Origin of the sequence: Stutzerimonas kunmingensis, from assembly GCF_900114065.1 — a bacterium.
Classification (GTDB): Bacteria; Pseudomonadota; Gammaproteobacteria; order Pseudomonadales; family Pseudomonadaceae; genus Stutzerimonas; species Stutzerimonas kunmingensis.
Map to the genome: position 1 here is coordinate 192,534 of NZ_FORS01000002.1, position 26,823 is coordinate 219,356.

The 26,823-nt window shown below is 64.0% G+C and carries 25 protein-coding genes; 16 read left to right on the plus strand and 9 right to left on the minus strand.

Annotated elements, in window-relative coordinates; translation table 11 throughout:
• Positions 1–98 precede the first annotated feature (98 nt).
• The 7 genes from selD (at position 99) to BM275_RS05435 (ending at position 7,634) form a co-directional block, all read left to right on the plus strand.
• Entirely contained in the window at positions 99–1,133 is a 1,035-nt protein-coding gene (gene selD / locus BM275_RS05405) for a selenide, water dikinase SelD (RefSeq protein WP_090519760.1), read from the plus strand.
• Positions 1,133–2,239: a tRNA 2-selenouridine(34) synthase MnmH gene (mnmH, locus tag BM275_RS05410; RefSeq protein ID WP_090519762.1), complete on the plus strand. Its 1,107-nt coding sequence runs from the start codon at positions 1,133–1,135 to the stop codon at positions 2,237–2,239. Before selD ends, mnmH begins: the two co-directional genes overlap by 1 nt.
• Positions 2,240–2,268: 29 nt before the next feature.
• The gene (locus tag BM275_RS05415; RefSeq protein ID WP_090519764.1) at positions 2,269–2,547 is read left to right on the plus strand and encodes a hypothetical protein; all 279 of its coding nucleotides are present in this window, start codon (positions 2,269–2,271) and stop codon (positions 2,545–2,547) included.
• A gap of 259 nt (positions 2,548–2,806) precedes the next feature.
• Positions 2,807–3,724: an AAA family ATPase gene (locus BM275_RS05420; RefSeq protein WP_014820448.1), complete on the plus strand. Its 918-nt coding sequence runs from the start codon at positions 2,807–2,809 to the stop codon at positions 3,722–3,724.
• Between the two features lie 34 nt (positions 3,725–3,758).
• Positions 3,759–4,721 carry a DUF58 domain-containing protein gene (locus BM275_RS05425; protein ID WP_090519766.1) on the plus strand — a complete coding sequence of 321 codons (963 nt, stop codon included), beginning with the start codon at positions 3,759–3,761 and terminating at the stop codon, positions 4,719–4,721.
• On the plus strand, positions 4,718–6,718 hold the full coding sequence (locus BM275_RS05430; RefSeq protein WP_090519768.1) for a transglutaminase TgpA family protein: 2,001 nt from the start codon (positions 4,718–4,720) through the stop codon (positions 6,716–6,718). The genes BM275_RS05425 and BM275_RS05430 overlap by 4 nt, the downstream gene beginning before the upstream one ends.
• 118 nt (positions 6,719–6,836) lie before the next feature.
• The gene (locus tag BM275_RS05435) at positions 6,837–7,634 is read left to right on the plus strand and encodes an acyl-CoA thioesterase (RefSeq protein ID WP_014820445.1); all 798 of its coding nucleotides are present in this window, start codon (positions 6,837–6,839) and stop codon (positions 7,632–7,634) included.
• Positions 7,635–7,695: 61 nt separating this feature from the next.
• Here the strand turns inward: BM275_RS05435 and BM275_RS05440 are convergent, their stop codons facing one another.
• The 4 genes from BM275_RS05440 to BM275_RS22400 all read right to left on the minus strand — a co-directional run bounded on the left by BM275_RS05440 (position 7,696) and on the right by BM275_RS22400 (position 10,995).
• Positions 7,696–8,244, minus strand: a complete 549-nt coding sequence (locus BM275_RS05440) for a rhodanese-like domain-containing protein (RefSeq protein ID WP_090519770.1) — start codon at positions 8,242–8,244, stop codon at positions 7,696–7,698.
• 78 nt (positions 8,245–8,322) lie between these two features.
• Positions 8,323–8,919, minus strand: coding sequence for a cytochrome b/b6 domain-containing protein (locus BM275_RS05445; RefSeq protein WP_090519771.1), 597 nt, complete (start codon positions 8,917–8,919; stop codon positions 8,323–8,325).
• Between the two features lies 1 nt (position 8,920).
• The gene (locus BM275_RS05450) at positions 8,921–10,507 is read right to left on the minus strand and encodes a tetrathionate reductase family octaheme c-type cytochrome (RefSeq protein ID WP_090519772.1); all 1,587 of its coding nucleotides are present in this window, start codon (positions 10,505–10,507) and stop codon (positions 8,921–8,923) included.
• A 47-nt stretch (positions 10,508–10,554) separates the two neighbouring features.
• Positions 10,555–10,995, minus strand: a complete 441-nt coding sequence (locus tag BM275_RS22400; RefSeq protein ID WP_341864678.1) for a glutaredoxin family protein — start codon at positions 10,993–10,995, stop codon at positions 10,555–10,557.
• Between the two features lie 263 nt (positions 10,996–11,258).
• On the opposite strand from BM275_RS22400, the gene BM275_RS05460 reads away from it, so the two are divergent.
• From BM275_RS05460 to BM275_RS05500, 9 genes are all read left to right on the plus strand, one after another.
• Positions 11,259–11,714, plus strand: coding sequence for a hypothetical protein (locus tag BM275_RS05460; RefSeq protein ID WP_090519773.1), 456 nt, complete (start codon positions 11,259–11,261; stop codon positions 11,712–11,714).
• A gap of 278 nt (positions 11,715–11,992) precedes the next feature.
• Positions 11,993–12,430, plus strand: a complete 438-nt coding sequence (locus BM275_RS05465; RefSeq protein WP_090519774.1) for a YqaA family protein — start codon at positions 11,993–11,995, stop codon at positions 12,428–12,430.
• A gap of 74 nt (positions 12,431–12,504) precedes the next feature.
• Positions 12,505–13,572, plus strand: coding sequence for an AraC family transcriptional regulator (locus BM275_RS05470; RefSeq protein ID WP_090519775.1), 1,068 nt, complete (start codon positions 12,505–12,507; stop codon positions 13,570–13,572).
• A 185-nt stretch (positions 13,573–13,757) separates the two neighbouring features.
• On the plus strand, positions 13,758–14,525 hold the full coding sequence (locus tag BM275_RS05475) for an SDR family NAD(P)-dependent oxidoreductase (protein ID WP_090519776.1): 768 nt from the start codon (positions 13,758–13,760) through the stop codon (positions 14,523–14,525).
• 11 nt (positions 14,526–14,536) lie between these two features.
• Positions 14,537–15,721, plus strand: a complete 1,185-nt coding sequence (locus tag BM275_RS05480; RefSeq protein ID WP_090519777.1) for an acetyl-CoA C-acyltransferase — start codon at positions 14,537–14,539, stop codon at positions 15,719–15,721.
• 10 nt (positions 15,722–15,731) lie between these two features.
• Entirely contained in the window at positions 15,732–16,871 is a 1,140-nt protein-coding gene (locus BM275_RS05485; protein WP_090519778.1) for an acyl-CoA dehydrogenase, read from the plus strand.
• Between the two features lie 135 nt (positions 16,872–17,006).
• Positions 17,007–18,626, plus strand: a complete 1,620-nt coding sequence (locus BM275_RS05490; RefSeq protein WP_090519779.1) for a long-chain fatty acid--CoA ligase — start codon at positions 17,007–17,009, stop codon at positions 18,624–18,626.
• A 75-nt stretch (positions 18,627–18,701) separates the two neighbouring features.
• Positions 18,702–19,784 (plus strand): CaiB/BaiF CoA transferase family protein, encoded by a 1,083-nt coding sequence (locus tag BM275_RS05495; RefSeq protein WP_090519780.1) that lies wholly within the window; start codon positions 18,702–18,704, stop codon positions 19,782–19,784.
• 268 nt (positions 19,785–20,052) lie between these two features.
• Positions 20,053–20,319 (plus strand): hypothetical protein, encoded by a 267-nt coding sequence (locus BM275_RS05500; protein ID WP_014820432.1) that lies wholly within the window; start codon positions 20,053–20,055, stop codon positions 20,317–20,319.
• Positions 20,320–21,178: 859 nt separating this feature from the next.
• Here BM275_RS05500 and BM275_RS05505 read toward each other — a convergent pair.
• From BM275_RS05505 to BM275_RS05525, 5 genes are read right to left on the minus strand one after another with little or no spacing between them, the layout of a single operon-like run.
• A complete protein-coding gene (locus tag BM275_RS05505) occupies positions 21,179–22,330 on the minus strand; it encodes an acyl-CoA dehydrogenase family protein (protein WP_090519781.1) in 1,152 nt (383 codons plus the stop codon).
• Between the two features lie 38 nt (positions 22,331–22,368).
• Entirely contained in the window at positions 22,369–23,463 is a 1,095-nt protein-coding gene (locus tag BM275_RS05510; RefSeq protein WP_090519782.1) for an enoyl-CoA hydratase/isomerase family protein, read from the minus strand.
• Between the two features lie 2 nt (positions 23,464–23,465).
• Positions 23,466–24,356 carry a 3-hydroxyisobutyrate dehydrogenase gene (mmsB, locus tag BM275_RS05515; RefSeq protein WP_090519783.1) on the minus strand — a complete coding sequence of 297 codons (891 nt, stop codon included), beginning with the start codon at positions 24,354–24,356 and terminating at the stop codon, positions 23,466–23,468.
• 36 nt (positions 24,357–24,392) lie between these two features.
• A complete protein-coding gene (locus BM275_RS05520) occupies positions 24,393–25,166 on the minus strand; it encodes an enoyl-CoA hydratase (protein WP_090519784.1) in 774 nt (257 codons plus the stop codon).
• Between the two features lie 47 nt (positions 25,167–25,213).
• Entirely contained in the window at positions 25,214–26,725 is a 1,512-nt protein-coding gene (locus tag BM275_RS05525) for a CoA-acylating methylmalonate-semialdehyde dehydrogenase (protein WP_090519785.1), read from the minus strand.
• Between the last annotated feature and the right edge of the window lie 98 nt (positions 26,726–26,823).

Sequence of the window (26,823 nt, forward strand, 5' to 3'; positions counted from 1 at the left end):
CCTGTCACCGCGTGCCAGAATCCAGCGGCAACCGGCGAAATCACGGTGGCCTTTGCTACAATCGCCGCCCGTTTGTGCACGTGTCACGAGAGAGCCTGATGAGCGAACCGATCCGCCTCACCCAGTACAGTCACGGCGCCGGCTGCGGCTGCAAGATATCGCCCAAGGTGCTGGATGTGATTCTTGCCGGCAGCGGTGCGCAGAACCTCGATCCGCGCCTTTGGGTCGGTAACGCCTCGCGTGATGACGCCGCGGTGTATGGCATCGATGAAGAGCGCGGCGTGGTGTCGACCACAGACTTCTTCATGCCCATCGTCGACGATCCGTTCGATTTCGGTCGCATTGCTGCGACCAATGCCATCAGCGACATCTACGCCATGGGTGGCGATCCGCTCATGGCCATCGCCATCCTCGGCTGGCCGGTCAACGTGCTGCCGCCGGAAGTCGCCCGAGAAGTGATCGCCGGTGGCCGCGCCGTCTGCGATGCCGCAGGCATTCCCCTCGCCGGCGGCCATTCGATCGATGCGCCCGAGCCGATCTTCGGCCTGGCCGTCACCGGCCTGGTGAACAAGCATCAGATGAAGCGCAACGACACCGCTACCGCCGGCTGCAAGCTGTACCTGACCAAGCCGCTGGGCATCGGCATCCTCACTACCGCGGAGAAAAAGGCCAAGCTGCGCGCCGAGGACATCGGCTTGGCCCGCGACTGGATGTGCACGCTGAACACCGCCGGCAGCCGTTTCGGCAAGCTTGAAGGCGTTCGCGCCATGACTGACGTCACCGGCTTCGGCCTGCTCGGCCATCTGGTGGAAATGGCCGACGGCAGCGGCCTGACCGCCGAGATCGACTACCCTCGCGTCCCGCGCCTGCCGGGCATCGAATATTACCTGGAGCAGGGCTGCGTGCCCGGCGGCACCCAGCGCAATTTCGACAGCTACGGTGAACGCATCGCCACGCTCGACGAACGCCACAAGCAGCTGCTCTGTGACCCGCAAACCAGTGGTGGCTTGCTGGTCGCCGTGGCGCCGGAAGGCGAAGCTGAATTCCTCGCCGTTTGCGCCGAGCTCGGCCTCGCCCTGGAGCCGATCGGCCAGCTGGTGGATGCGCGTAGCCATGCAGTAGAGGTGCGTTGATGCGCAGCGATACCGAAGATTTTCGCGCGCTGTTCCTCAACGACACCCCGATGATGGATGCCCGTGCGCCGGTGGAATTCGACAAGGGCGCGTTTCCCGGCGTGGTCAACCTGCCGCTGATGAGCGACATCGAGCGGCAGAAGGTCGGCACCTGCTACAAGCAGCACGGCCAGAAAGCCGCCATTGAGCTGGGCCATCAGCTGGTGTCCGGCAAGACCAAGGCGGAGCGGCTTCAGGCCTGGGCCGATTTCGCCCGGGCTCATCCGAACGGCTACCTGTACTGCTTCCGTGGTGGTTTGCGTTCGAAGATCGTCCAGCAATGGCTGAAGGACGAGATGGGCATCGAGTACCCGCGGGTCGTCGGCGGCTACAAGGCGATGCGCCATTTCTTGCTGGACACCATTGATCAGGCTGTCGAGCAGTGCGGTTTCGTGCTGGTGGGCGGGATGACCGGTACCGGCAAGACCGAAGTGCTGGCGCAGCTGGATAACAGCCTGGACCTGGAAGGCTTGGCCAATCACCGTGGCTCCAGCTTCGGCAAGCGCGCGACACCACAGCCGGCGCAGATCGATTTCGAGAACGCCCTCGCGATCCGGCTGCTGAAGATGCGTGCCATGGGCATCGAGACGTTCGTTGTCGAGGACGAGGCGCGTCTGGTCGGGCGTTGCTCGATTCCATTGCCGCTGTTCAACGGCATGCAGGAATTTCCGCTGGTCTGGCTGGAGGACAGCCTGGAAGGGCGCGTTGAGCGGATCCTCAAGGACTACGTGATCGACCTCTGCGCCGAATTCATCGCCGAGGAGGGTGAAAACGGTTTCGCTGCATTCGCCGAGCGTCTGCAGCAAAGTCTGGTCAATATCAGTAAGCGACTTGGCGGCGAGCGTTACCAGCGCCTGGCATTGCTGATGGATCAAGCGCTGGCGGAACAGGCGCGTAGCAGCTCTGTCGACCTGCATCGCGCCTGGATTGAGGCGCTGCTGGGTGAGTATTACGACCCCATGTACGCCTATCAGCGCGAGAGCAAGGCCGAGCGTATCGAGTTCGCTGGCGACCAGCCGTCCGTGGTCGAGTATCTGCGGCACCGTCAGGCGCGAGCGGCGCCTTAATTCCTGAATGGCATACGAGGGATCATGCGATGAAAACCTGGCTATCTTTGCCTTTGCTGGTTCTGTTGCTGGCCGGTTGTGCTGGTAAGACGGCATATCGTGACAGCTGCGCCGCGGAGCTGAATGCGGCGTGGAGGGAGCAGAGCCTGGCAGAAGCCGAAGGCTTCGCCGGTACGGTCAGCTACTCCAAGGCCATGGCCTTGCTGACCGGCGCCAAGACGCAGCAGCAGTTCGAAGCCTTCCGCGGCTGCACGCAGAAGGCGCAGAAGGCGCGCTTCTACCTTCGCGAATCCCGCGCCGGTCGCTGAGCCGGCGTCCTCAGTTGCCGGCCCGTTCGCTAGCGCACGGGCCGGCAATTGCCTTCGAGCCTTCCGGCTCGCTTACCGCTTTTTCGCGGCCGTCATCTCACAAGTAATGTCTGCAGCTGCTTTCCATCGTCTGGAATCAGGCGCAGCGGCGTGAGCGCTGCAACGGTGCCAGGATCACAAACTCGTCACCGGGCATTTCCTTTGCTTTGCCTGGCCGCAACTGACCAGTAGCATCAGGGCGACGAACGAAGGAGAGTCTATGCGCACCCGATTGGACGCCTGCCTGCGAGCAGTCAACGAAGTATTGCTCGGCAAGGAAGCCCAGGTTCGACTGGCCCTTGCCTGTCTCTTGGCCCGAGGTCATCTGCTGGTCGAAGACATGCCGGGCATGGGCAAGACCACCCTGAGTCATACCCTGGCCAAGGTGCTGGGACTGGAGTTCCAGCGCATCCAGTTCACCTCCGATCTGTTGCCCGGCGACATTCTCGGCACCTCGGTGTTCGACAAGGACAGCGGGCAATTCGTCTTCCACCCGGGTCCGATCTTCGCCGAGCTGGTGCTGGCCGACGAGATCAATCGCGCCACGCCGAAGAGCCAGAGCGCGCTGCTTGAAGCCATGGAGGAGGGGCAGGTCACCATCGAGGGGGCGACGCGCCCGTTACCTGACCCATTCTTCGTCATTGCCACACAGAACCCGGTCAGTTCAGGCGGCACCTTTGCATTGCCGGAATCGCAACTGGACCGCTTTCTCATGCGCGTTTCCCTGGGCTATCCGGCCAAGGCAGCGGAAAAGGCGCTGCTGTTGGGCGAGTCGCGACGCGATCTGCTGACCCGCCTCGAACCTCTGCTGGAACACGACGAGCTACGTGCCATTCAGGACGCAGTGGGCAACGTGCGGGTCAGCGATGCGCTGGTCGATTACGTGCTGCGACTGGTGGAGGCCACCCGCACGCAGCCGCAATTCGCCTGGGGACTGTCGCCGCGTGGCAGCCTGGCCCTGCTTGCGGCTGCACGTGCCTGGGCGTTTCTCGACGGTCGCGACTACGTGATCCCGGAAGACGTGCAGGCGGTGTTGCCAACCGTGGTCGGTCATCGCCTGCGCGAGCGCGCGGATGCTACCGGTCACGGCGGCGGCGCGCTGGTGCAGTGGTTGCTGCGCGAAGTGCCTGCGCTGTGACAGCGACATTCGCGCATGATGGCGGGCAACCATCGTGAGGCTGTTGCCGCGCTTTCGTGACCGCTGGCTGCTACGGCGCATCCCGCCCGCTTCCAGCGTGCGCCTGAACCAGCGGCGCATCTTCATCATGCCCACCGCGGTCGGGCTCGCGTTCCTGGTGGCGCTGCTGCTGATGCTGCTGACCGCGATCAACTACCAGAACAGCCTGGCCTACGGCCTGACCTTTCTGCTCGGGTCGTTGTATCTCGTCACCATCCTGCATACCTGGCGCAATCTTGCCGGCCTGGTCCTGCAGGCGGGCGGAACCACCGCAGCATTCGTCGGTGAGCAGGCGCTGTTGCGGGTGCGTCTGGAAAGTCCCGGTCGCGCCTATCAGGCGGTGGCGCTCGGCTGGCCGGCCAGCGGCTTGCGCCTGGTCGATGTGCCGGCGGGCGGCGCCGTCGAAGTCGAATTGAGCCTGCCGACGCAACGCCGCGGCTGGCTGCGACCGGGGCGTGTGCGGGTCGAGAGCCGGTTTCCGCTGGGCCTGCTGGTGGCCTGGAGTTGGATCGATCTGGAGTTGGCGGCGCTGGTCTACCCGCAGCCATCGTTTGCCGAGCGCCCTCCTGGCGGCAGTGCGCCGGAAACCGAGGATGAGGGCACACTGACGCGCGGCGCCGGTGTCGACGACTATCAAGGGCTACGGGCCTGGCAGCCGGGCGATCCGCGCCGACGCCTGCACTGGAAGGCCTATTCCCGTGGCCAGGGCCTGCTGGTGAAGGATTTCGCCAGCCTGCTCGGCAACGATCCGCTGCTCGACTTCGATGCCCTGGACGGCGACATCGAGCAGCGCCTGTCGAGGCTCTGCCACTGGGTCGTCGACCTCAGCGACAAGCAGCAACCGTTCGCACTGCGCCTGCCGGGTGAGCTGGTCGGACCCGATGGCGGGCAGGCTCATCGGGATGCCTGCCTGCGTGCACTGGCGCTGCATGGCCTGAGCGAGGAGGGCGTGAAGTGAGCGCGAAGCCGGGAATTCCGCGCAACAGCCTGATCTGGCTGCTGGTGGCGCAGGTGCTGGTGATCCTGCCGCACCTCACTCATCTGCCGCTATGGATCATCGGCCTGTGGTTGGGCTGCGCCAGCTGGCGGATCCAGATATTCCGCATGCGTGCGCGTTATCCGCGCAGCTGGCTCAAGGCGCTGCTGATGATTGGCGCCGGCTTCGGCGTGTATTTCTCGCGCGGCAGCCTGGTCGGCCTGGAAGCCGGCGTGGTGCTGCTGATCGCTGCGTTCATTCTCAAGCTCGTGGAGATGAGCACCCGTCGCGATGCGCTGGTGCTGATCTTCCTCGGCTTCTTCGCGGTGGTGACCAGCTACCTGTTCGAGGACAGCCTGGTCGCCGGACTGTATAGCCTGCTGCCCGTCACCGCATTGCTGGCCGCGATGATCGGGCTGCAGCAGAGTAGCCTGGTCACCCGACCATGGCCGACGGTACGCCTGGCCGGTTCGCTGCTGTTGCAGGCGATTCCGCTGATGCTGGTGCTGTTTCTGTTCTTCCCCCGCCTGCCGCCACTGTGGTCGTTGCCGCAGGCCGGCGACCGCGGCACAACCGGCTTGGCCGATCACATGGCGCCCGGCGATATCGCCCGTCTTGGCCGTTCGGCGGAGCTGGCCTTTCGCGTCACCTTCGACGGCGGCATTCCGCCCCGCGACCAGCTCTACTGGCGCGCGGTGACCTTCGAACGCTTCGACGGTCGTCGCTGGTCGCAGTCCTACGCCTCACAGCTTCCCCAGGCGCCGGAGTGGCAGGCGGCTGTTGAGCCGCTCAGTTACAGCATCGTCATGCAGCCCAGCGGTCAGCCCTGGCTGTTCGCGCTGGATGTGCCGCAGGTCGCGAGCGGCGAGGCGCAGCTGATGGCAGATTTTCATCTCCAGCGCCGCCAGCCGGTGAACAAGCCGCTGATGTATCAGGCGACTTCATGGCTGGACGCGCGTCGCGAAGCGACCAGCGCACCGGCGAGCCTCGGGCCCGCATTGCAGCTGCCGGAACAGGGCAATCCACGTACTCGCGCCTGGGCGACCGAGCTACGGCGCTCTGCGCAAGAGCCGCAGGCGATGGTGGATGCGCTGTTGAAGCACTTCAACCACCAGCCCTATCACTACACTCTGGAGCCGCCGCCGGTGGGGAGCGATATCGTCGATGATTTCCTGTTCGAGACGCGCAGCGGTTTCTGCGCACACTACGCCGGCGCCATGACTTTCGTGCTGCGCGCAGCCGGCATTCCGGCCCGGGTGGTGGCGGGCTATCAGGGCGGTGAGGTCAACCCGGCGGGCAATTATCTCTCCGTTCATCAGTTCGACGCACACGCCTGGGTCGAATACTGGGTCGCCGAGCGCGGTTGGGTCAGTGTCGACCCGACCTTCCAAGTTGCGCCCGAGCGGGTGGAGCAGGGCCTGGAGCAGGCGCTCGCCCGTGAGCAGAGCTTTCTCGCAGACGAACCGATGTCACTGCTGCGCTACCGTGATATCGGCTGGATGAACGCGCTGCGCCTGCGCTGGGACAGCCTCAATTACGGTTGGCAGCGCTGGGTACTCAACTATCAGGACGAGCAGCAGTCGCAGATGCTGCAGCGCTGGTTCGGCAAGCTGGACGGGCAGACGCTCGGTCTTGGCCTGGTGGCGCTGCTGGGTGTGCTGACCGGCGTGCTCGCGCTGCTGCTGTTCAAGCCTTGGCGGCGCGAAACGGACGTTCAGCAGCGCCTGTTCCGGCGCTTCGAACGCCTTCTGGCACGTCATGGCGCGCGCCGCCACAAAGGCGAGGGCGCCCGTAGTTTCGCCCAGCGCGCCGCAGCGATGCTGCCCGAGCAGGCGCCGGCCATTCTTGCGTTCGTCAGCCTCTACGAGGCGCAGCGCTACGCCCAGCAAACTGATGCGACTGACGACCTGTCACGCGCCTTGAGCCGGCTACGCCGGGCGCTGCCCTGGCGTCCCGCCGCGCCGGCACAACGTGGCTGACGTCCATTGCCGGCATGGATGATTCGACATTTCATGCGGCCGCTTCTGCCAGGCAGGCTCGCACCCTCACCGGCGCCCCTTTAACATCGCTCGCATAACGAACGATAACGAGGTGGATATGGAGCTTTGCGAGCTGTTGCAGGCGGTGCGTGACAACCCCGGCAGTGTGGTGGTACCGGCCAGCTGGGGACAGGGGCGTGCCGGTTTCGGCGGTCTGGTCGCCGCGCTGGTCTTCGAAAGCATGCGCGCCAAGGTGCCCGACGGTAGACCGCTGCGTTCGCTGGCGATTACCTTCGTCGGGCCGCTGGCGCTGGACACGCCGGCGAGCTTCGAGGCCGAGGTATTGCGAGAAGGCAAGGCCGTGAGCCAGATGCTCGGCCGGGTGATGCAGGACGGGCAGGTGGTCACCATAGTCCAGGGCAGCTTCGGCGCAGCGCGCAGTTCCGTCGTGGATGTCGCGGCCGAGCCGGCGCCAGCCATGCCACCGGTCGAAGCCTGCCAGGAACTGCCTTACGTAGCAGGCGTAACGCCGGAATTTACCCGTTACCTGGCCATGCGCTGGGGCATCGGCGGGCTGCCATTTTCTGGCAACGCGTCCCGCGAAATGGGCGGCTGGGTGCGCCAGCGTGGTGATGTACCCCGCGAGCCGATGACTGAAGCGCACCTGCTGGCGCTGGTCGATGCCTGGCCGCCTGCCGTGTTGCCGCATCTGAAGAGCTTCGCGCCCGGCAGTTCACTGACCTGGACCATCGAATTCATCCAGCCGTTGCCTGAACTCGACAGCCACGACTGGTGCATGTACCGCGCCGTTATCGAGCATGCCCGTGACGGCTACGGCCACTGCGCCGCGGCGTTGTGGACACCAACCGGAGAATTGGTCGCGCTGAGCCGGCAAACGGTGACCGTTTTTGGCTGATGGCCGATCGGCGGTGTGCGTTACCGATGTTCATCGCCGAGGTGCCGCGCTACGCGAGGGTTTACTTGCGATCGGTGCGGTAGATCTTTTCCGGATTCATCTTCGGGCTCCACGGCAGGCCGGCGTTCTGCCAGCCGTTCTGTAGGCGAAAACCTGCCTGCGGTCCTTCCTTTATCGCCGCGCCCTGAAATCCATCGACGACATACCGCGCATTGGGAAAACCGTTCTCACGCAGGAAATCCGTACTGGGTTTGCCACGCTCGCTGCCCGAGCGGCACATGGTGATGATTTCGGTGTCGGCGCCCAGCCCACGCTTGTCCAGTTCGGCCTGGATCTGCTCGAGGAACTTCGGATTACGGTTGGTCTGGAACGCACCGCGCTCGTCATTCCAGGCGTCCCGATCGACGAGCAGATACGGAATGTTGGTATCCACGGCGTCGGTGAAGCCGACGAACATGATCTCCACCGGGTCGCGGACGTCGACGAAGAGGATCTTTGCATCCTCCTGTTGGGCGCGAGCGTAGGCGTCTTGCGGGGTGACTTCGAGTTCTACTGCCTGGGCCGCGAAAGCCAGCATGCTGAGGGAAAGGGCGATCAATGAGGATTTCATCCGGAGCTCCGACATGAAAGGACGTAGATGTTCGGCTCATCTTATACCGGTGGGGGTATTTATCCACTCATTGATCATTCATTGCTTCTCTTCCCACCCGCTCAGCATGGCTCTGATGTGTTCCAGGGGCGTCCGCCCGGTTGTGGCCAGGTATACATGCGCTATCAGGAAGATCAGCATCATGAACGCGCCCGCCGTGTGCAGCAGTGCGACCTGTTGCAAGCTGAACCAGGGCGAGAGTAGCTCCTGTACCTGCTCCCAGAAGAGATAGAGCAGCCCGGTCAGCCACAGCAGCGGGCCGATCATCACTTTGACGAACAGGTACGACAGGCGCTGCAACGGGTTGTGCTTGCGCTCCACCGTGATCTTGTACGGATGGGGGGCGCCGATGAAAATCCCGTGGACGTAGTAGCGCAGCATCCGGTCGATGCTGTTCAGCGTGGGAATGTACTGGCGCCACTGGCCGGTGGTGAAATGCCAGAAGATGCCGAACACCCACAACAGCATCAGCAGCCAGGCGGATACCTCGTGGATTTCAACCGCAGTGCGAAACTCCAGTAACGCGTGGCTGCCATGAACCGCGAAGCCGCTGAACAACAACGTGATGATCAGTGTGGCTTGCGACCAGTGCCAGAAGCGCTCGAAACGGGTAAACAGGTAGAGACGCTCGCCCATGTCAGTGACTCCTTCTGCGACGGCGCGAGAGTACGCGCAAGGCGGCATGCATGAGGACGCCCAGCAGAGTGAGGCCAGCCAGCCCAAAACCGATCCGGTCGAGCAGGGGGCTGTGGTGCTTGCCAGTCAGCCAGATGCCGGGTACAGCGCCGAGCCGGCTTTGCCGGGCATGGCACTGCGCGCAATCGAGCGCCTGTTCCTTCGGTGCGACCATATGGGTGATCGGCCACAGCATCGACGTGTCGACGAAGTCGAACTCTCCGCTGTAGGGTGCGCCAGAAGCGCCGGCTCCAGCCTGCAGGGCCTTGCCCCAATCGAAGTTGTACCAGAACGCCGTATCGTTCGGGATCGCGGTATGCGGCACCAGCAATGTCAGGAGTTCGGTATCGAAAGGCTGGCGCCCGTGAAAGGTTTTGACCGGCCAGATGCGTGCATCAGTGGCCCCCGGTGTGCCGTGAAAGCTATTGATCGGTACCCGGGTGCTTGGGTCTATTACAGTATCGGGTTGCACATAGCTAACCCGACCGTCGAACCAGACATAGTCGGGTACTACATTCTCGCCGAGTACGAAACTGCCCTTTCTGCTGTCGTAAAGAACCTGACCGCGCTCGTTGCGCGTCTGGAATGGCTTGCCGTTGGCGTCCATTCTTCCGGCGCTGGACCAGTCCCAGGCCATTTTGGTAGGCACGCCGCCGCGGGCGAAGGCCGGGATATGACAGCTCTGGCAGGCAAGCACACTGGTGTGGTCATTAAGGCGCCCCGCGTGCAGCAGGTTTCCCTGGTGCGGCTTGTCACCATGGCAGGACTGACAGGTCGAACGATTGCGCTCGCTGCGCTCACCTCTGGTGACTGCGCCGTGCGGGTCGCTGGCAGTAACGTTGATGCGACTGCCGGCGATCCGGTGCTCCTCGGCAACGTGGCACGTCGAACAGGTGAAATCGAGACCCTCGGCGGCCATGTGTACGTCCAGCTCACGCGACGGCGCATTGAGCGACGAATCGAGATCGCCGTGCTTCACGCCGTCGCCACCGCCGCCGTAGTAATGGCAGGTCCCGCAGGTCCGGCGTGTGGTTGCACCAACATGGCGTGCCACGGCGGCCAGGTCGACCGGTTCGATGAATTTGCCTGAGCTGGGTGCGGTTTCGCTGCGCACCAGCGGCGGATGCCCGGCGAGGCCCGCAAGCTTGAGGTAGTTGCCGGTGTTATGGCAGGAAAGGCAGTCGACCTTGGTTTCGTCAGTAAAGTCGAAACTGGCGTCCTTCCAACCGTAGCCAATGTGGCAGGACTGGCAGAATGCCTCGTTGGAACGGTCGCCGATGCAGAAGCCATTGAGCATGGTCTTCTTGCCCAGACGCTGACCGGTATCTGGGTTTATGTAGTCCCAGGTCCAGTGTCGCGTGGCCATGATCTGCTTGGCTGCCTTGCCGTGGCAGCTCAGACAGGCCCGCGTTACTTCTTCGCCACTGGCGAAAGGACCCAGCAGGGCATCGAAACGAGCGTGATTGGCGGTGGATGCTTGCGCCAGGCCGCCAGCAAGCAGGAGCGGCGCTAGTAGCAGGGCGATGGTGCGCTGGCGGAATGCTCTCATTTGCCTCTCCCTTGCTGCATGGCAGCGGCGCTAGGGTCCAGCATAGGTCACCTCTGGCAATCTGCTACTGCAGCCATTGCGGCTGGTAGCAGCTGACCCGCGGGAGCATCACCGCACCGCTGATGAGCTTCAGCGTGCCGCCAGGTCGTTTTGTGAGCTTGCGGCTGCTCAGCGCGAGCACGGCGAAACAGGTAGTACATCTGATCAGCGATGACGAATGTCGACACTGCCGGCGGCCAGATGCCGGCGTCACGGGACAGGCGCAGCAGATCGGCGCGAGCGGCAGGATCGCGATCGACTTCCCGCAGGCGAATCTCCAGCGCCGGATGCTGCGTGGAGAGCTCCGCGAGATGGGCCTTGGCTGCGCTGCAGTGCGGGCAGCCGTCACGCACGAATACCTTAAGCACCGTTGCGTTAGCGAAGGCATGAGCGCTGGCCAGTATCCCCAGAAGCATCAACAGAGCCCCGCGCAACACGACGTGGTACATGAGCGTGCTTCCCAGATGCTGGCCTAGCCGCCGGCGGGGCGATGGCACATGGTTTGCGAATCCACGCCCATCCTCGACCGTCCTTTTCCGGCCGGCAATGATCTATAGCAAGGTTGCGCGGTGTGAGCGGCCTTGGCACAGCAGGGTGGACTAATCTCTTAATCAGCGTCATGTAACCGGACCTGGCAAGCGGACAGAATCAGGCACCGGTGAGACAGGCCTGTGCCGTGCTGTTTGCCGTCCTACCAGCGGAGATTTTGGCGATGAAGATCGAGCGATTCGAAGACCTGGTCGACTGGACACGCGACACCCACGCCATGCTGGCGCGATGCATGGCGCGCTGTTCCGACAAGCATGACGAGACCCGCGCCAAATGGCTGCTCGTATACATAGCCGACCACGAGAGAGCACTGGCGGAAACGGTCGACAAGATCGAGAAGCATGCCGACCCGAAGGCATTGCATACCTGGATCTACGACTATCTGACACGCAATCCCGTGTTGCGCAATCAGGCCTGTAAGGCTTACGACACCATGACGGTGGAGGAGATTTCCCTGGATATCTTCACCATTCATAACCAGGTGATCGATCTCTACCGCTCCTTGGCGCGTCGCGCCGAAATTGATGGTGCACGCAATCTCGCCGAGGACCTTCTACGCATGGAAGAGCACGAGACCATGCGTCTTGCTCGTCAGGTGAGCCGTATTCACGAGATGTGATGTCAGTGCGGCCCGTCCTGCCGTCCATGGCAATGTCCGATCTCGGCAACACCGGTGCCGCATGTAAATTTGCCCTGTTGCCCTGTTGCCCTGTTGCCCTGTTGCCCTGTTGCCCTGTTGCAAGGTGACACAGTGACGCCGGCTAGTCTGTCGCGAGTGAATCGCCGCGGGCTTGGAGGTTCTTACTCAAGCATCATCCCAGCCGCAGTCACCGCCCAAGCGATGCGCTTTCCCGCATACTGCGCGCCGTCAGTCAGCATGGTTACGGTTGCATATTGATGGTGTCGCTCTCCGGCTATCTCGGCCTTTTTCTCGCGGCGTTCGGTGCCGCCACGCTGCTACCGATGCAGTCCGAGGCGGTGCTCGCCGGCCTCCTTCTTTCCGAACGCTACACGGTCTGGGCCCTGGTCGCCGTGGCCAGCCTCGGCAATGTGCTGGGCTCGGTTGTGAACTGGCTGCTCGGGCGTTACGTCGAGCATTTTCGCCACAAGCGCTGGTTTCCGGTCAACGAGCGGCAACTGACGAAGGCGCAGCACAGCTACCATCGCTACGGTCGCTGGACCTTGCTGCTCAGCTGGGTGCCGATCATTGGTGATCCGCTGACCCTGGTCGCCGGCGTGATGCGTGAGCCGCTATGGAGCTTTCTGCTGATCGTCACGTTGGCGAAGACCGCGCGCTACCTCATGGTGATGGGGTTGACCCTGGGCTGGATGTGACGCAAGGGCTGACAGCGCGACCGTGCCTGGCCGATCATGGCGGCCAACGACTACAGGCCAGGAAACCGAGCCGCATGACCAGCGAGGCGCAAACGACAGCAGACGAGGCAGCCGTCTCGGCGATAGCCCGCCGGGACAGCATCAGCGTCCGCCTGGTAGCCGAGGCGCTGCTGGGTTTCGTGCAGCCCGGGCTATCCACCGGGCAGCTGCTGGATGAGATCGGTCTCGACCCCGCCTGCCTGCAAGATCCCGACGGCCGCATGAACGTGCGTGACTACTCGCAACTCTGGCTGCGACTGGCGCGGCGCTTCGATGACGAATTCTTCGGCATGGACCCGCGCCGGCTGCGCTGGGGCAGCTTCGTCTTTCTCAGCCGCAGCTGCATCCAGCAGCCGACACTGGAGAAGGCGCTGGTTCACGCACTGAGCTTTCTCGGGCTGGGCCTGGAGGACCTGCGTGGCAAGCTGATCCGCAGCCAGAGCCTGGCTGAAGTGTTGCTGCGCGAACGCAACCCCGAGCCGGCGCGAGCCTTTTGCTACTTCACCTTCTGGATGCTCCTGCACGGCCTGGCCTGCTGGCTGGTGGGGCGGCGTATCCCGCTGCTGGCGGTCGAGTTGCGTTGTGCCGAACCGGACTACACGGATGATTACCGGGTGATGTTCTCCGACAACCTGCGTTTCGGCCGGCCGTCGACGCGGATTATTTTCGCTGCCGAAGTGCTCGATCTGCCGATCCGTCGTAGCGAAGCAGAATTGCAGGTCTTTCTCGCCGAAGCGCCAGCCAACATCCTGGTGCGTTATCGCGACCACTCCAGCCTGGCCAGTCGCATCAAACAGCACCTGCGCAGCCTGCCTGCCGAACGCTGGCCAGACAGCGAGACGCTGGCACAGACCCTGTGCATCTCGGCCTCGACCCTGCGTCGCCGGCTGGCGGAGGCGGGGCAGCCTTATCAGGCCATCAAGGACGGCTTGCGCCAGGAAATGGCCACCGAATGGCTGGCCGACGCCGCCATCAGCTATGGCGAAATCGCCGAGCGGCTGGGGTTTGCCGATGTCAGTTCGTTCTACAAGGCGTTCCGCAAGTGGACAGGTATCAATCCCGGGCACTACCGCAACCTGATTCTGGCGCCGGCGCGCGCCTGATAGCGCGTTGTTGGGCCTGAGGCCTCCAGCTGTCCTCACGCCTTTAGCGATAGCGGGAAGATTGCCTTTTGCCATTGGCCAAAACGGTCAGGCAGGTTGAGAACATCGACCATTGCCGCACCCGTGTCGCTGTCCAAAGATAACCCCGGCTTCGCACCGAATAACAACAAGCACGGGAGACAGCCATGCAGATTCGCGACAAGGTATTCCTCATTACTGGCGGCGCCTCCGGCCTTGGCGCTGCGGCGGCGCAGGCGCTGGTCGAGGCGGGCGGCAAGGTCGTGCTCGCCGATCTGGACGAAGCCGCGGCCAACGCCACGGCACAGGCGCTCGGGCCTAGCGCCCTCGGCGTCGCCGCCGACATTCGTGATGAACAGGCCGCGCGCCATGCCGTCGCCACCGCGCGCGAACATTTCGGCGGGCTGCACGGGCTGGTCAATTGCGCTGGCGTCGCCGGTGGCGAAAAAGTGCTCGGACGCAATGGTCCGCACAGCCTCGACGCTTTCAGCCGCATCGTCGGCATCAACCTGATCGGCAGCTTCAACATGCTGCGGCTGGCCGCCGAGGCGATGGCGGAGAACGCGCCAGACGCTGATGGCGAGCGCGGCGCGATCATCAATACCGCATCGATTGCCGCCTTTGACGGGCAGATCGGCCAGGCCGCCTATGCTGCGTCCAAAGGCGGTGTGGTCAGCATGACCCTGCCGGCCGCGCGCGAGCTGGCGCGCTTCGGCATTCGCGTGATGACCATCGCCCCCGGTGTGTTCGAGACACCGATGATGGCCGGCATGACCCAGGAAATCCGTGACTCGCTGGCCGCCGGCGTGCCGTTCCCACCACGCCTGGGCCATCCGGCCGAATACGCCGCGCTGGTGCGGCACATCTTCGAGAACAGCATGCTCAACGGTGAGGTGATTCGCCTCGACGGCGCCTTGCGCATGGCCGCCAAGTAAAGGAAGCAGAGATGAAAGATGATCCGATCGTAATCGTCAGCAGTGCGCGCACGCCCATGGGCGGTTTTCAGGGCGACCTGCAGGGGATGACCGCCTGGCAGCTCGGTGCTGCCGCCATCCGTGCCACCGTGGAACGCAGCGGCCTGCCGGCCGAGAACGTGCAGGATGTGCTGATGGGCTGCGTGCTGCCTGCCGGCCAGGGCCAGGCACCGGCGCGCCAGGCGGCATTGAGCGCCGGGCTGACCCGCGCCACCACCTGCACCACGGTCAACAAGATGTGCGGCTCGGGCATGCAGACGGTGATCATGGCCCACGACCAGCTGCTCGCCGGGAGTGCCGATATCGTCGTCGCCGGCGGGATGGAAAGCATGTCCAACGCGCCTTACCTGCTCGACCGCGCCCGTGGCGGCTATCGCATGGGGCACGGCCGGGTGCTCGACCACATGTTTCTCGATGGTCTGGAAGACGCCTACGACAAGGGCCGCCTGATGGGCACCTTTGCCGAGGAGTGCGCCGACGCCTTCGGCTTCACCCGTGAGGAGCAGGATGCGTTCGCGCTGGAATCGCTGCGACGGGCCCAGGCGGCAATCGCCGAAGGGCACTTTGCCGATGAGATCGTCGCGCTGGACGTCACTCAGGGCAAACAGCAGCGGCAGATCCGCGATGACGAGCAGCCGCCCAAGGCGATGCCGGAAAAGATTCCCAGCCTGAAGCCGGCGTTCCGCGAGGGCGGCACGGTGACTGCGGCCAACTCCAGCTCGATTTCCGATGGCGCCGCCGCGCTGCTGTTGATGCGCCGTTCCGAAGCCGAGCGCTGGGGCCTGCAGCCACAGGCGGTGATCCACGGCCACGCGGCCTACGCCGATGCGCCGAACCTGTTCACCACCGCGCCGATCGGGGCGATCCGCAAGCTGATGGAGCGCACCGGTTGGTCCACCGGAGACGTGGATCTGTTCGAGATCAACGAAGCCTTCGCGGTGGTCGCCATGGCCAGCATGCGCGAGTTGGGGCTGGACCACGCCAAGGTCAACGTCAACGGCGGTGCCTGCGCGCTCGGCCATCCCATCGGTGCTTCGGGCGCGCGGATCCTGGTGACGCTGCTTTCGGCCCTTCGTGCACGTGGTCTGCGCCGTGGCGTAGCGGCGATCTGCATCGGCGGCGGCGAAGCCACCGCCATGGCCGTCGAACTGATCTGAGGAGGCACCCATGCTGCCCAATGAAGATCAAAACGCGATCGCCGAGATGGCCCGCCAGTTTGCCCAGGAGCGGCTGAAGCCTTTTGCCGAACAGTGGAGTCGCGAGCATCGCTATCCCGCCGAAGCAATTGGCGAAATGGCCGCGCTCGGCTTCTTCGGCATGCTGGTGCCGGAGCAGTGGGGCGGCAGCGACACCGGCTATCTGGCCTATGCCATGGCGCTGGAAGAGATCGCCGCCGGTGACGGCGCCTGCTCGACCATCATGAGCGTGCACAACTCGGTGGGCTGCGTGCCCATCCTGCGTTTCGGCAATGACCAGCAGAAGAGTGACTTCCTTACTCCGTTGGCCCGTGGTGAGCAGATCGGCGCCTTTGCGCTGACCGAGCCGCAAGCGGGCTCCGACGCCAGCAGCCTGCGCACCCGCGCCCGTCGCGACGGCGATCATTACGTGCTCAACGGCGCCAAGCAGTTCATCACCTCCGGTAAGCATGCCGGCACGGTGATCGTCTTCGCGGTGACCGATCCGGACGCCGGCAAGCGCGGTATCAGTGCCTTTATCGTGCCGACCGACAGCCCGGGTTATCAGGTGGTGCGGGTGGAGGACAAGCTCGGCCAGCACGCGTCGGATACTTGCCAGATCGCCTTCGAGGACCTGCGCGTGCCGGTGGCCAACCGGTTGGGCGAGGAGGGTGAGGGTTATCGCATTGCCCTGGCCAATCTCGAAGGCGGACGCATCGGCATCGCCGCCCAGGCGGTCGGCATGGCGCGCGCGGCGTTCGAGGCGGCGCGTGATTACGCCCGGGACCGGGAAACCTTCGGCAAGCCGATCATCGAGCATCAGGCGGTGGCGTTCCGCCTGGCCGACATGGCGATGCAGATTGCCGTGGCGCGGCAGATGGTGCATCACGCCGCCGCGTTGCGCGAGGTCGGGCGGCCAGCACTGGTGGAGGCTTCGATGGCCAAGCTGTTTGCATCGGAGATGGCGGAGAAGGTCTGCTCGGCAGCAATCCAGACGCTCGGTGGCTACGGCTATCTGGCCGACTTCCCGGTGGAGCGCATCTACCGCGATGTGCGGGTCTGCCAGATCTACGAAGGCACCAGCGACATCCAGCGCCTGGTCATCGCGCGCAACCTCGGAGGGCCGGCCTGACCGAGACCAGCTGCGCCTGCGTGCCTTACGGCGCATCGATACATGATTTCAGTGGTGCCGGTAGAACGCCGTTTCCTCGACCGGCACTTGCACAATAAAAACAAGATAGAGGTAGGAAACATGCAACCAGGATTGATGCAGAACGCCCCGCTGTTGATCAGCAGCATCGTCACCCACGCCGCCCGTGCTCACGGTGATCGCGAGATCGTCTCGCGGCTGGTCGACGAATCCCTCTGGCGTTATGACTATGCCGGGCTCGCCGCCCGTTCGGCGCAGGCCGCCAGCATGCTGGGCAAGCTCGGCATCGGCCCCGGCGATTGCGTGTCGTCGCTGGCCTGGAATACTCACCGTCACTACGAGCTGTTCTTCGCCGTGCCCGGCATCGGCGCCGTGCTGCACACGGCCAACCCGCGATTGTCGGACGAACAGATCGTCTACACCATCAACCACGCCGGCAGTAAGGTGCTGCTGTTCGACAGCAGCTTTGCCGAGTGCGTCGCCCGGCTGCGGCCACGTCTGGGCAATATCCGCCATTTCATCGAACTGGCCGCACAGCCGAGTTCCGGTCTGCAGGATGTCCTGGGCTACGAGCAGCTGATCGCCAACGAGCAGCCGCTGGACTGGCCGCGGTTCGACGAGAACGCCGGCGCGGTGCTCTGTTACACCTCCGGCACCACCGGCGACCCCAAGGGCGTGCTCTACAGCCACCGTTCGGTGGTGCTGCATGCGATGGCCGCTGGGTTGTCCGGCGCGTTCGGCCTGTCCGCCTTCGATTGCATCATGCCGTGCTCGTCGCTCTATCACGGCACCGCCTGGGGCATCCCATTTGCGGCTGCAATCAATGGCTGCAAGTTCGTACTGCCGTGCGACAAGATGGACGGCGCGAGCCTGCAGGAACTGATCAAGACCGAAGGCGTGACCCTGTCCGGCGGCGTGCCGACCATCTGGACCATGTACCTCGCCCATCTGGGACGTAGCGGTGAGGATTCCGGCAGCCTGGCGCGGCTGGTGATCGGCGGTTCCGCCGTGCCGCGGGCGATGGCCGAAACCTTCCAAACCAAGTACGGCGTCGCAGTCTGCCAGCTCTGGGGGATGACCGAGACAAGCCCGCTGGGCGTGGTGGCAACGCCAACGCCCAAGCTGGCCGAACGTGGTCAGCAGGCCACCAATGACACCATCTGGACGCGTCAGGGGCGCCTGCAATTCGGCATCGAGCTGAAGATCGTCGACGAGGAGGGACGCGAACTGCCGTGCGACGGCGTCAGCTCCGGCAGCCTCAAGGTGCGCGGCCCCTGGACGGTGGAGCGCTACTACCGCAGCGAAGTGAGCGCACTGGACGAAGACGGCTGGTTCGACACCGGTGACATCGCCACGCTGGACGCCGATGGCTTCATGCGTATCACCGACCGCAGCAAGGACGTGATCAAGTCCGGCGGCGAATGGGTTAGCTCCATTGATATCGAGAACGTCGCGGCGGCCTGTCCCGGTGTGAAGGTGGCCGCGGTGGTCGGCGTATTCCACCCCAAATGGGAGGAGCGCCCGGTACTGGTGATCGAGCCGCATGCCGATGCCGAGGTCACCGTGGAGAAAATCCTCGCCCATCTGGAGCCGAACATCGTCAAGTGGTGGATGCCGGATGCGGTGATCTTCGACGCGGTGCCGCTGACTGCTACCGGCAAGATCGACAAGAAGGTGCTGCGCGAGCGCTATCGTAACCATCTGGTCGAGAACCAGCCCAGCGCCGCGAACCAGTAACGCCTGTTACCCATACGCGCTCCGTGCTTCGGTGCGGGGCGCGTCTGCGTGCGTGTGCATCGAGGAGATCGACCCATGAACGAACACGACGACACCCGTAGCGGACCGCTGTGCGGCCTGCGCGTGCTGGAGTTCGCCGGCATCGGCCCCGGCCCGCATTGCGCCATGCTGCTGGCCGACATGGGCGCCGAGGTGCTGCGCATCGAGCGCGAAGGCGGCAATGGCTGGCCGAACCCGGTGGTCGATCGCGGGCGCAAGACGCTGACCCTCGACATCCGCAGTGTGGCTGGGCGAGAGCGCTGTCTGACGCTGGCCGTGGACGCCGACGTGCTGATCGAAGGCTTCCGCCCCGGGGTGATGGAACGGCTGGGGCTGGGCCCGGACGAACTGCTGGCGCGCAATCCGCGGCTGATCTACGGACGCATGACCGGTTGGGGGCAGACTGGGCCGTTGGCCAGGGCTGCCGGGCACGACATAAACTACATCGCCTTGACCGGCGCGCTGGCGGCAATCCGCGGCGAGAGCGGGACGGCGATTCCGCCGTTGAACCTGGTCGGTGATTTCGGCGGCGGCTCGCTCTTTCTCGCCGTCGGCATCCTCGCCGCGCTGTGGGAGCGCGAACGTTCGGGGCAGGGGCAGGTGATCGATGCGGCGATCGTCGATGGCGTGTCGTCGTTGATGACTTTCTTCGCCGGCCTGCTGCCGAGCGGGCGGATCGACATGCAACGCGAACGCAATCCGCTGGCAGGCGCTGCGCCGAACTACCGTTGCTATCGCTGCGCCGATGGTCGCGAGATTGCAATCGGGCCGCTGGAGTCGCAGTTCTGGCACGAGCTGCTGGAGCGAATAGACGCACCGGAAGCGCTCTGGGCGGGCTGTGCCGATCCAGGCGAATGGCCTGTGCAGAGCGAGCTGCTGGAGCGGCTGTTCGCGACCCGCACGCGAGCCGAGTGGTGCGCCTTGCTCGAGGGCAGCGACGCCTGCTTCGCGCCGGTGCTTGAACTGGAAGAAGCGGCGCAGCACCCGCATCTGCGCCAGCGTGGCGTTTACCAGGACGTTGAGGGCGTGTTGCAGGCAGCACCGGCTCCGCGTTTTTCCCGCACGCCAGGCAAGGCGAGGCGGACGTTACGTTGCGGTGCGGAGGAGGGGTGGGACTGAGCTGCGCAGCTGACGGTAAGCACTGTTACGACGCACGCAGGCTTGCGCGCGAGTATCGAAGTCGACGATTTTCATGCTGCGAAAAAAAGCGCGTCCATTATTGGGCAAGCAGTCAGGAAAATGATTCCTGAATATATAACGCTTATATCGCAACACTGTTCAAAGTAATCATTCGGGGTCGACCAAAGTAGTGTGCAGCGCCCGTAAAGCGCGGCCTAGACGTGCCGCACGTCGGTTTTGGTTTGCGAGTTGGCACCAGCTGACTACTATGAAAACGGAGGCTGCTTATTACAACAAAAACGGGGAGTACAACGTCATGATTAATGATGCCGAACAACAAGTAGTTGCACTTGAACTGTGCCGTTTCCTGGCCCACTGCGTCGCTGCGATCGTTGTCGTGGGGATGCTGTTCGTGGCCCTCGTCGGATCCTGGCACGCTGCCCTCAGTGTAGGTGTCGTCCCTTTGCTCGCCATCATGGCCTGCGATTACCTAGCGAGACGCAAGGAAACTGCTGTGCAGACAGCAGACGCCTGATACGACACAGGCGCTAACCAGCCGAAGAACCTTTTTATGCCCATCGAGCGATAGACACCCTGACAGTGAACCACTGCCGGGGTGTCCTGCGTTATGCAGCCGCGAATCGGCTGGCAGACCCTTTCATATCACTATCGCGCCCTTGCACGTCGCTGCGCACAGAGGCGGTTACCCAAAGGTGTTACTCCTTTCGTACAGCGTAACGGTCACTGAGGTGGGCGGTAACGAATCAGGCGCGGATTCTGTGCTCTCTCTGCATGCCTAAATCGTAACCTATTGAAAAATATGGAGTTATCGAAACTGGCACGACGAATGCTGTGTTATTGGCATAACAAGAACAAGAAAGCACACCCCATAACAAGAACAACACGTAGCGACTCCGACACAATAAAAACAAGCAGGTGGGAGACGTAGCAAACTGATTCTTTTGGAGAGGAATTGCCCGACAGGTTTCCTGTCGACCGGACCGAGAACAATAAAACTGCCTTGAGGCAGCTCCAGAACCGGTTGAGCCCGCGAGGGTAGTGGCAACATCAGCGACCAAAATAATCCGTTTGTTCTTTATGTCCCTTATGGGACTGCTACTCGGACGATGTCCGACCGGGCTGCCAACAAAAACAACAAGCCCGTCAGCAGAAGAAGAACAAAGCAACACGACCTGAAGGGGAGCCTAGCGGCTCCCCTTTTTATTTGGGCCGCAAGGCAGCGGCCGCGCTGTCAGGCGTTGTGGGCATTGATTGTGTAATTGAGTGGGCTTCGATACAGCCAGGCTGGCTTTGCCGTGCGAGTTACGGCGCCCTTGTGACGAATGCCGAGCTGTCACATTGCAGCACGGCATTCGTCCAGCACGCAGTGGCGCTTACAGCGGGTAGTTCGCCAGCTCCCGCGCGATCAGCAGGCGCTGGATTTCGCTCGAGCCCTCGTAGATTTGCGTGATCCGTGCGTCGCGGTAGTAGCGCTCGACCGGATAATCCTCGAGATAGCCGTAGCCGCCGTGAATCTGCACGGCCTGCGAACAGACCTTCTCCGCCATTTCCGAGGCAAACAGCTTGGCCTGCGAGGCTTCGGACAGGCAGGGCAGGCCGGCGCTCTTCAGCCGCGCGGCATGCAGAATCAGCAGACGCGCCGCATTCAGCTGGGTCTGCATGTCGGCGAGCATGTTGGCGATGCTCTGGTGCTCGGCGACCGGCTTGCCGAACTGTACGCGCTCGCGGGCATAGAGCAGGGCGGCTTCGAAGGCGGCACGGGCGATACCCAGGGCTTGCGCGCCGATGCCGATACGGCCGCCTTCGAGATTCGACAATGCGATGGCCAGGCCCTTGCCGCGCTCGCCAAGCAGGTTCGCCTGCGGGATTCGGCAGTCGCTGAGCGAGACCGCGCAGGTGTCCGAGGCGCGGATACCCATCTTGTGTTCGCTGCGCTCCACCGCGAAGCCGCGCGTGTCGGTGGGCACCAGAAAGGCGGAAAGTCCCTTCTTGCCGAGGTCCGGATCGGTCACCGCGAAAACGATGGCCAACTTCGCCCGCTTGGCATTGCTGCAGAACTGCTTGCTACCGTTGAGTACCCACTGGCCGTCCACCAGCTCTGCGCGGGTGCGCAGGTTGTGCGCCTCGGAGCCGGCCTGCGGTTCGGTGAGGGCGAAGCAGCCGATGGCGCGACCGCTGGCCAGTTCCGCCAGCCACTCGTCCTTCTGCGCCTGCGAGCCGTAGTTCAGCACCGGGCCGCAACCCACCGAGTTGTGGATGCTCATCAGCGCGCCGGTGGCGCCATCGCCGGCGGAGATTTCCTCCACGGCCAGGGCGTAGGCGACGTAGTCGATGTAGCTGCCGCCCCATTCTTCCGGGACGACCATGCCGAGCAGGCCAAGCTCACCCATCTGGGCGACCAGGGCGTCGTCGATCCAGCCGGCCTTTTCCCAGGCCTGTGCATGGGGTGCGATCTCGCGGCGGGCGAAGTCGCGCGCCATGTCGCGGATCATGCGTTGGTCTTCGCTGAGTTCGAGGTCATGCATTGCGCGGTCTCTTCTTGTTGTTGTGCTGCAAAAGAGGTTCAGGCCGTGGCGCTGCGGCGTGCCTTGCCGGTTGTGGCCTTGAAGCCGTCGAAGAACGCCTGCACGCGCTCCGGCGTGACCTCTGCCAGCGCCGGCGGGTTCCAGCGCGGTGACTTGTCCTTGTCGATGATCAGCGCACGCACGCCTTCCATGATGTCGCCCTTGGCGAACCACTGACGATCCAGATGCAACTCCAGGGCGAAGCAGTCGGCGATCGGCAGCTCGCGGCCGCGCCGCAGCATCTCCAGCGTGACGCACATGGCCAGGGGCGAGCGGCTGTCGAGCACCTTGAGCGTTTCCTCGGCCCAGTCGGCAAACTCCGGACGCGACTCGGCGGCCAGCGATGCGCGAATCGCCGCCACGTTGCTTTTGCCGAAATGCTCGTCGATGGCCTGATGCAGGGCCTTCAGCTCGGAACCCGGCAGTTTGTTGCTGCCCAGCGTCGCCACCAGGGTGCGCAACGCTTCCTGCGGATGGACCGACCAGCTCATGCGGTCCAGGCAGCGATCCAGCTCGGCAATCTGGTCGTGGCTGACGCACCAGTCCGCCAGGCCAACGTGCAAAGCATCAGCGGCGCGGATCTGCAGGCCGGTGACGCCCATGTAGGTGCCAAGCTCACCCCGCAGGCGTGAGAGGAAATAGCTGCCGCCGACATCCGGGAAATAGCCGATGCCGACTTCCGGCATACCCATGCGCACACGCTCGGTGACCACGCGCAGCGACGCGCCCTGGACCAGGCCCATGCCGCCGCCAAGGACGAAACCGTCCATCAGCGCCAGCAGCGGCTTTGGGTAGGCGTGGATGTACTGGTCGAGGGCGTATTCCTCTTCGAAAAAGGTTTCGTGCTCGGTGTCGCCGCGCTGGAAGCTGTCGTACAGCGAACGGATGTCGCCGCCGGCACAGAACGCCTTCTCGCCATTGGCGCGCAGCACCACGGCATGGATCTGCGGATCGGCCGCCCAGGCGCTGAGCTGCTGTTGCAGCAGACGGACCATTTCCAGGGTCACCGCATTCAGCCCGGCCGGGCGGTTGAGGGTGAGGTGACCGACGTGGTTGCGTACGGCGGCCAGCACGGGGCGTTCGGTTGCACTCATGGTCAGGTGTCCTTGCGGTACTGGTTGATGATCGCCGAGAAGTCCAGGCCGCCATGGCCCTGGGCGCTGAAGCTCTGGTAGAGCTGCTGGGCCAGGGCGCCGAGGATTACCGGCTGGCGCACCTGCTCGGCGGCCTCGGTGGCCAGGCCGAGGTCCTTGAGCATCAAATCGCTGCCGAAGCCGCCGCTGTAGCCGCGTGAGGACGGAACGTTGTCCAGCACGCCGGGGAAGGGGTTGTAGGTATCCGAGCTCCAGCAGCGGCCACTGGAGGTGTTGATTACGCCGGCCAGGGTCTTGGCATCCATGCCCAGCGCGACGCCCAGCGCCATGGCTTCGGCGACGCCGATCATGGAGATGCCCAGCAGCATGTTGTTGGCGACCTTGGCCACCTGGCCGTTGCCGGCTGCACCGCAGTGCACGATGTTCTTGCCCATGGCCGCGAGAATCGGCTGTGCGCGATCGAAGTCCGCATCGCTGCCACCTACCATGAAGGTCAGGGTGCCGGCCGCGGCGCCGCCGGTGCCGCCGGAAACCGGTGCATCGAGCATCGGGTTGCCATGCTCGGCGGCAGCCTTGGCCACTTCGCGCGCGCTGTGCGGGTCGATGGTGGAACAGTCGATCAGCATCACACCCGGACGGCTGTGGGCGATCAAGCCGTTCTCGCCCAGATACACGCTCTTCACATGGGCGGCGGCCGGCAGCATGGTGATGATCAGCTCGGCATTGCCCTGGGCGATTGCGGTCGGGGAGTCGACCGGCAGCGCACCAGCGCCGACCAGATTCTCCACGGCCGCGGCGTTGAGGTCGAAGACGCTGAGCTGGTGGCCTGCCTTGAGCAGGTTGTGGGCCATGGGTGCGCCCATGTTGCCCAGGCCGATAAATCCGATATGCATGGCGTGTTTCCTCTTGTTGTTATGGCCAGATGCGGCTCAGCGATTGGTGAACTCAGGCTTGCGCTTCTCGCTGAACGCGGCCATGCCTTCCTTCTGGTCGGCGGTCGCGAACACCGCATGGAACACTCGACGCTCGAAGCGGATGCCTTCTGCCAGCGTGGTCTCGAAGGCGCGGTTGACGCTTTCCTTGATCATCATGGTGGCGGGCAGGGATTTCTCGGCGATCACCCGGGCGGCCTTGAGGGTTTCCTCCAGCAGGCTTTCGGCCGGGAACACACGGGCGACGAGGCCGGCGCGCTCGGCTTCGGCGGCGTCCATCTGGCGACCGGTCAGGCACATGTCCATCGCCTTGGCCTTGCCCACTGCGCGGGTCAGGCGCTGGGTGCCGCCAATACCCGGCAGCACGCCGAGGTTGACTTCCGGCTGGCCGAAACGCGCGTTGTCGGCGGCGAAGATCATGTCGCAAAGCAATGCCAGCTCGCAGCCACCACCCAGGGCGTAACCGGCGACGGCGGCAATCAGCGGCTTGCGGCGCGTGGCAATGCGGTCGGCTTCGGCGAAGAAATCATCAAGATAGATCTGCGGGTAGGACAGCTCGGCCATTTCCTTGATGTCGGCGCCGGCGGCGAAGGCCTTGGCCGAGCCGGTGAGCACGATGCAGCCGATCTGCGGATCGGCCTCGAGCTGGCCCAGGGCCTGGTTCAGTTCGCTGATCAGCTGGGCATTGAGCGCATTGAGCGCCTGCGGCCGGTTCAGGGTGATCAGAGCAACGCGTTCTTTGATTTCTACGAGCAGGGTTTCGAATGTCATTTCAGCGTCCTTGAGGGCCGGCGCGTCCGCCGGCCCGGTGGGTGATGTCACTTCAGGTTGATGGTGGTGTTGACCGGGCCGCCGACCTCGTTTTCATCGAACCAGCGCTCGGTGATGGTCTTGGTCTGGGTGTAGAACTGCACTACCTGCTTGCCGTAGGGGCCGAGGTCGCCGAGCTTGGAAGCGCGCGAACCGGTGAAGGAGAACATCGGCACCGGCACCGGGATCGGTACGTTGATGCCGACCTGACCCACGTCGATCTCTTCCTGGAAGTGCCGCGCGGCCGCGCCAGAGCGGGTGAAGATGGCGGTGCCGTTGCCGTTCGGGTTGGCGTTGATCAGCGCGATGGCTTCGTCCATGGTCGCTGCCGCCATGACGCAGAGGACCGGGCCGAAGATTTCTTCCTGATAGATGCTCATCTCGCGGGTAACGCCGGAGAAGATCGTCGGGCCGACGAAGTTGCCCTTTTCGTAGCCGCTGACGCTCGGGTTGCGGCCGTCCAGCTCCAGCTTGGCGCCTTCGCGTACGCCGCGTTCGATCAGTCCGCTGACGCGATCCAGCGCCGCGCAGGAAACCAGCGGGCCGACATCGGTGCCGGCCTCGACACCGGCGTTGACCTTGAGCGTCTGCGCCTTGGCTACCAGATCGGGAATCCAGGCCTGCGCTTCACCCACCAGCACCACCACCGACAGCGCCATGCAGCGCTGGCCGGCCGCACCGAAAGCGGCACCGGCGAGGTTGTTGAGGGTCTGTTCCTTGTGCGCATCGGGCAGCACGATGGCGTGGTTCTTCGCGCCCATCATGCACTGCACGCGCTTGCCGGCCTGGCTGGCGCGGTTGTAGACATGTGTGCCGACCCTGGTCGAGCCAACGAAGGACACCGCCTTGATATCCGGGTGGTCGCAGATCGCGTTCACCACGTCCGGCCCGCCGTGCACCACGTTGAGCACGCCCGGTGGCACGCCGGCTTCCAGCGCCAGTTCGCACAGGCGCATGGTGACCATCGGGTCCTGCTCGGACGGCTTGAGGACAAAGGTGTTACCGGTGGCGATGGCCATCGGGAACATCCACAGCGGGATCATGGCCGGGAAGTTGAACGGGGTGATGCCGGCGCAGACGCCCAGCGGCTGCAGCAGGGTATAGGTATCGACGCCCGCGGCGACGTTGTTGGCCAGCTCGCCGAGCTGCAAGTTGCCGATGCCAGCAGCGTGCTCGACCACTTCCAGGCCGCGGAACACATCGCCTTCGGCATCGGCCAGGGTCTTGCCCTGTTCGGCGGTGAGGATCGCCGCCAGCTCCTTCATGTTTTCGCGGATCAGCTGCTGGTACTTGAGGAAGATGCGCGCCCGCGCGCCGATCGGTGTCTTGCGCCAGGTCTTGAAGGCTTTCTGGCCGCTGGCGACGGCACGGTCGATTTCCTCGGCAGTCGCAAAAGGCACGCGCGCCAGGACTTCCTGGGTCGCCGGGTTGACGACATCGCGCCAGTCCTGGCTGGTCGATTCGATAAATTCACCGTCGATCAGCAATTTGACGGTAGGAATGGAGCTGGACGTTGTCATAAGGCTCTCCGCCTGAGAAGGCACTGTTGTTGTTATGGCTCGCGGACGGCTGCGACCAGGTGCATCGAATGTAGCAATGCAAAAAACCACATTACAAT

Coding starts and splice junctions, on each gene's coding strand:
- selD (WP_090519760.1), top strand. CDS start 99: ATGAGCGAACCGATCCGCCTCACCCAGTACAGTCACGGCGCCGGCTGC.
- mnmH (WP_090519762.1), top strand. CDS start 1,133: ATGCGCAGCGATACCGAAGATTTTCGCGCGCTGTTCCTCAACGACACC.
- BM275_RS05415 (WP_090519764.1), top strand. CDS start 2,269: ATGAAAACCTGGCTATCTTTGCCTTTGCTGGTTCTGTTGCTGGCCGGT.
- BM275_RS05420 (WP_014820448.1), top strand. CDS start 2,807: ATGCGCACCCGATTGGACGCCTGCCTGCGAGCAGTCAACGAAGTATTG.
- BM275_RS05435 (WP_014820445.1), top strand. CDS start 6,837: ATGGAGCTTTGCGAGCTGTTGCAGGCGGTGCGTGACAACCCCGGCAGT.
- BM275_RS05440 (WP_090519770.1), bottom strand. CDS start 8,244: ATGAAATCCTCATTGATCGCCCTTTCCCTCAGCATGCTGGCTTTCGCG.
- BM275_RS05445 (WP_090519771.1), bottom strand. CDS start 8,919: ATGGGCGAGCGTCTCTACCTGTTTACCCGTTTCGAGCGCTTCTGGCAC.
- BM275_RS05450 (WP_090519772.1), bottom strand. CDS start 10,507: ATGAGAGCATTCCGCCAGCGCACCATCGCCCTGCTACTAGCGCCGCTC.
- BM275_RS22400 (WP_341864678.1), bottom strand. CDS start 10,995: ATGTACCACGTCGTGTTGCGCGGGGCTCTGTTGATGCTTCTGGGGATA.
- BM275_RS05460 (WP_090519773.1), top strand. CDS start 11,259: ATGAAGATCGAGCGATTCGAAGACCTGGTCGACTGGACACGCGACACC.
- BM275_RS05465 (WP_090519774.1), top strand. CDS start 11,993: ATGGTGTCGCTCTCCGGCTATCTCGGCCTTTTTCTCGCGGCGTTCGGT.
- BM275_RS05470 (WP_090519775.1), top strand. CDS start 12,505: ATGACCAGCGAGGCGCAAACGACAGCAGACGAGGCAGCCGTCTCGGCG.
- BM275_RS05475 (WP_090519776.1), top strand. CDS start 13,758: ATGCAGATTCGCGACAAGGTATTCCTCATTACTGGCGGCGCCTCCGGC.
- BM275_RS05480 (WP_090519777.1), top strand. CDS start 14,537: ATGAAAGATGATCCGATCGTAATCGTCAGCAGTGCGCGCACGCCCATG.
- BM275_RS05485 (WP_090519778.1), top strand. CDS start 15,732: ATGCTGCCCAATGAAGATCAAAACGCGATCGCCGAGATGGCCCGCCAG.
- BM275_RS05490 (WP_090519779.1), top strand. CDS start 17,007: ATGCAGAACGCCCCGCTGTTGATCAGCAGCATCGTCACCCACGCCGCC.
- BM275_RS05495 (WP_090519780.1), top strand. CDS start 18,702: ATGAACGAACACGACGACACCCGTAGCGGACCGCTGTGCGGCCTGCGC.
- BM275_RS05500 (WP_014820432.1), top strand. CDS start 20,053: ATGAAAACGGAGGCTGCTTATTACAACAAAAACGGGGAGTACAACGTC.
- BM275_RS05505 (WP_090519781.1), bottom strand. CDS start 22,330: ATGCATGACCTCGAACTCAGCGAAGACCAACGCATGATCCGCGACATG.
- BM275_RS05510 (WP_090519782.1), bottom strand. CDS start 23,463: ATGAGTGCAACCGAACGCCCCGTGCTGGCCGCCGTACGCAACCACGTC.
- mmsB (WP_090519783.1), bottom strand. CDS start 24,356: ATGCATATCGGATTTATCGGCCTGGGCAACATGGGCGCACCCATGGCC.
- BM275_RS05520 (WP_090519784.1), bottom strand. CDS start 25,166: ATGACATTCGAAACCCTGCTCGTAGAAATCAAAGAACGCGTTGCTCTG.
- BM275_RS05525 (WP_090519785.1), bottom strand. CDS start 26,725: ATGACAACGTCCAGCTCCATTCCTACCGTCAAATTGCTGATCGACGGT.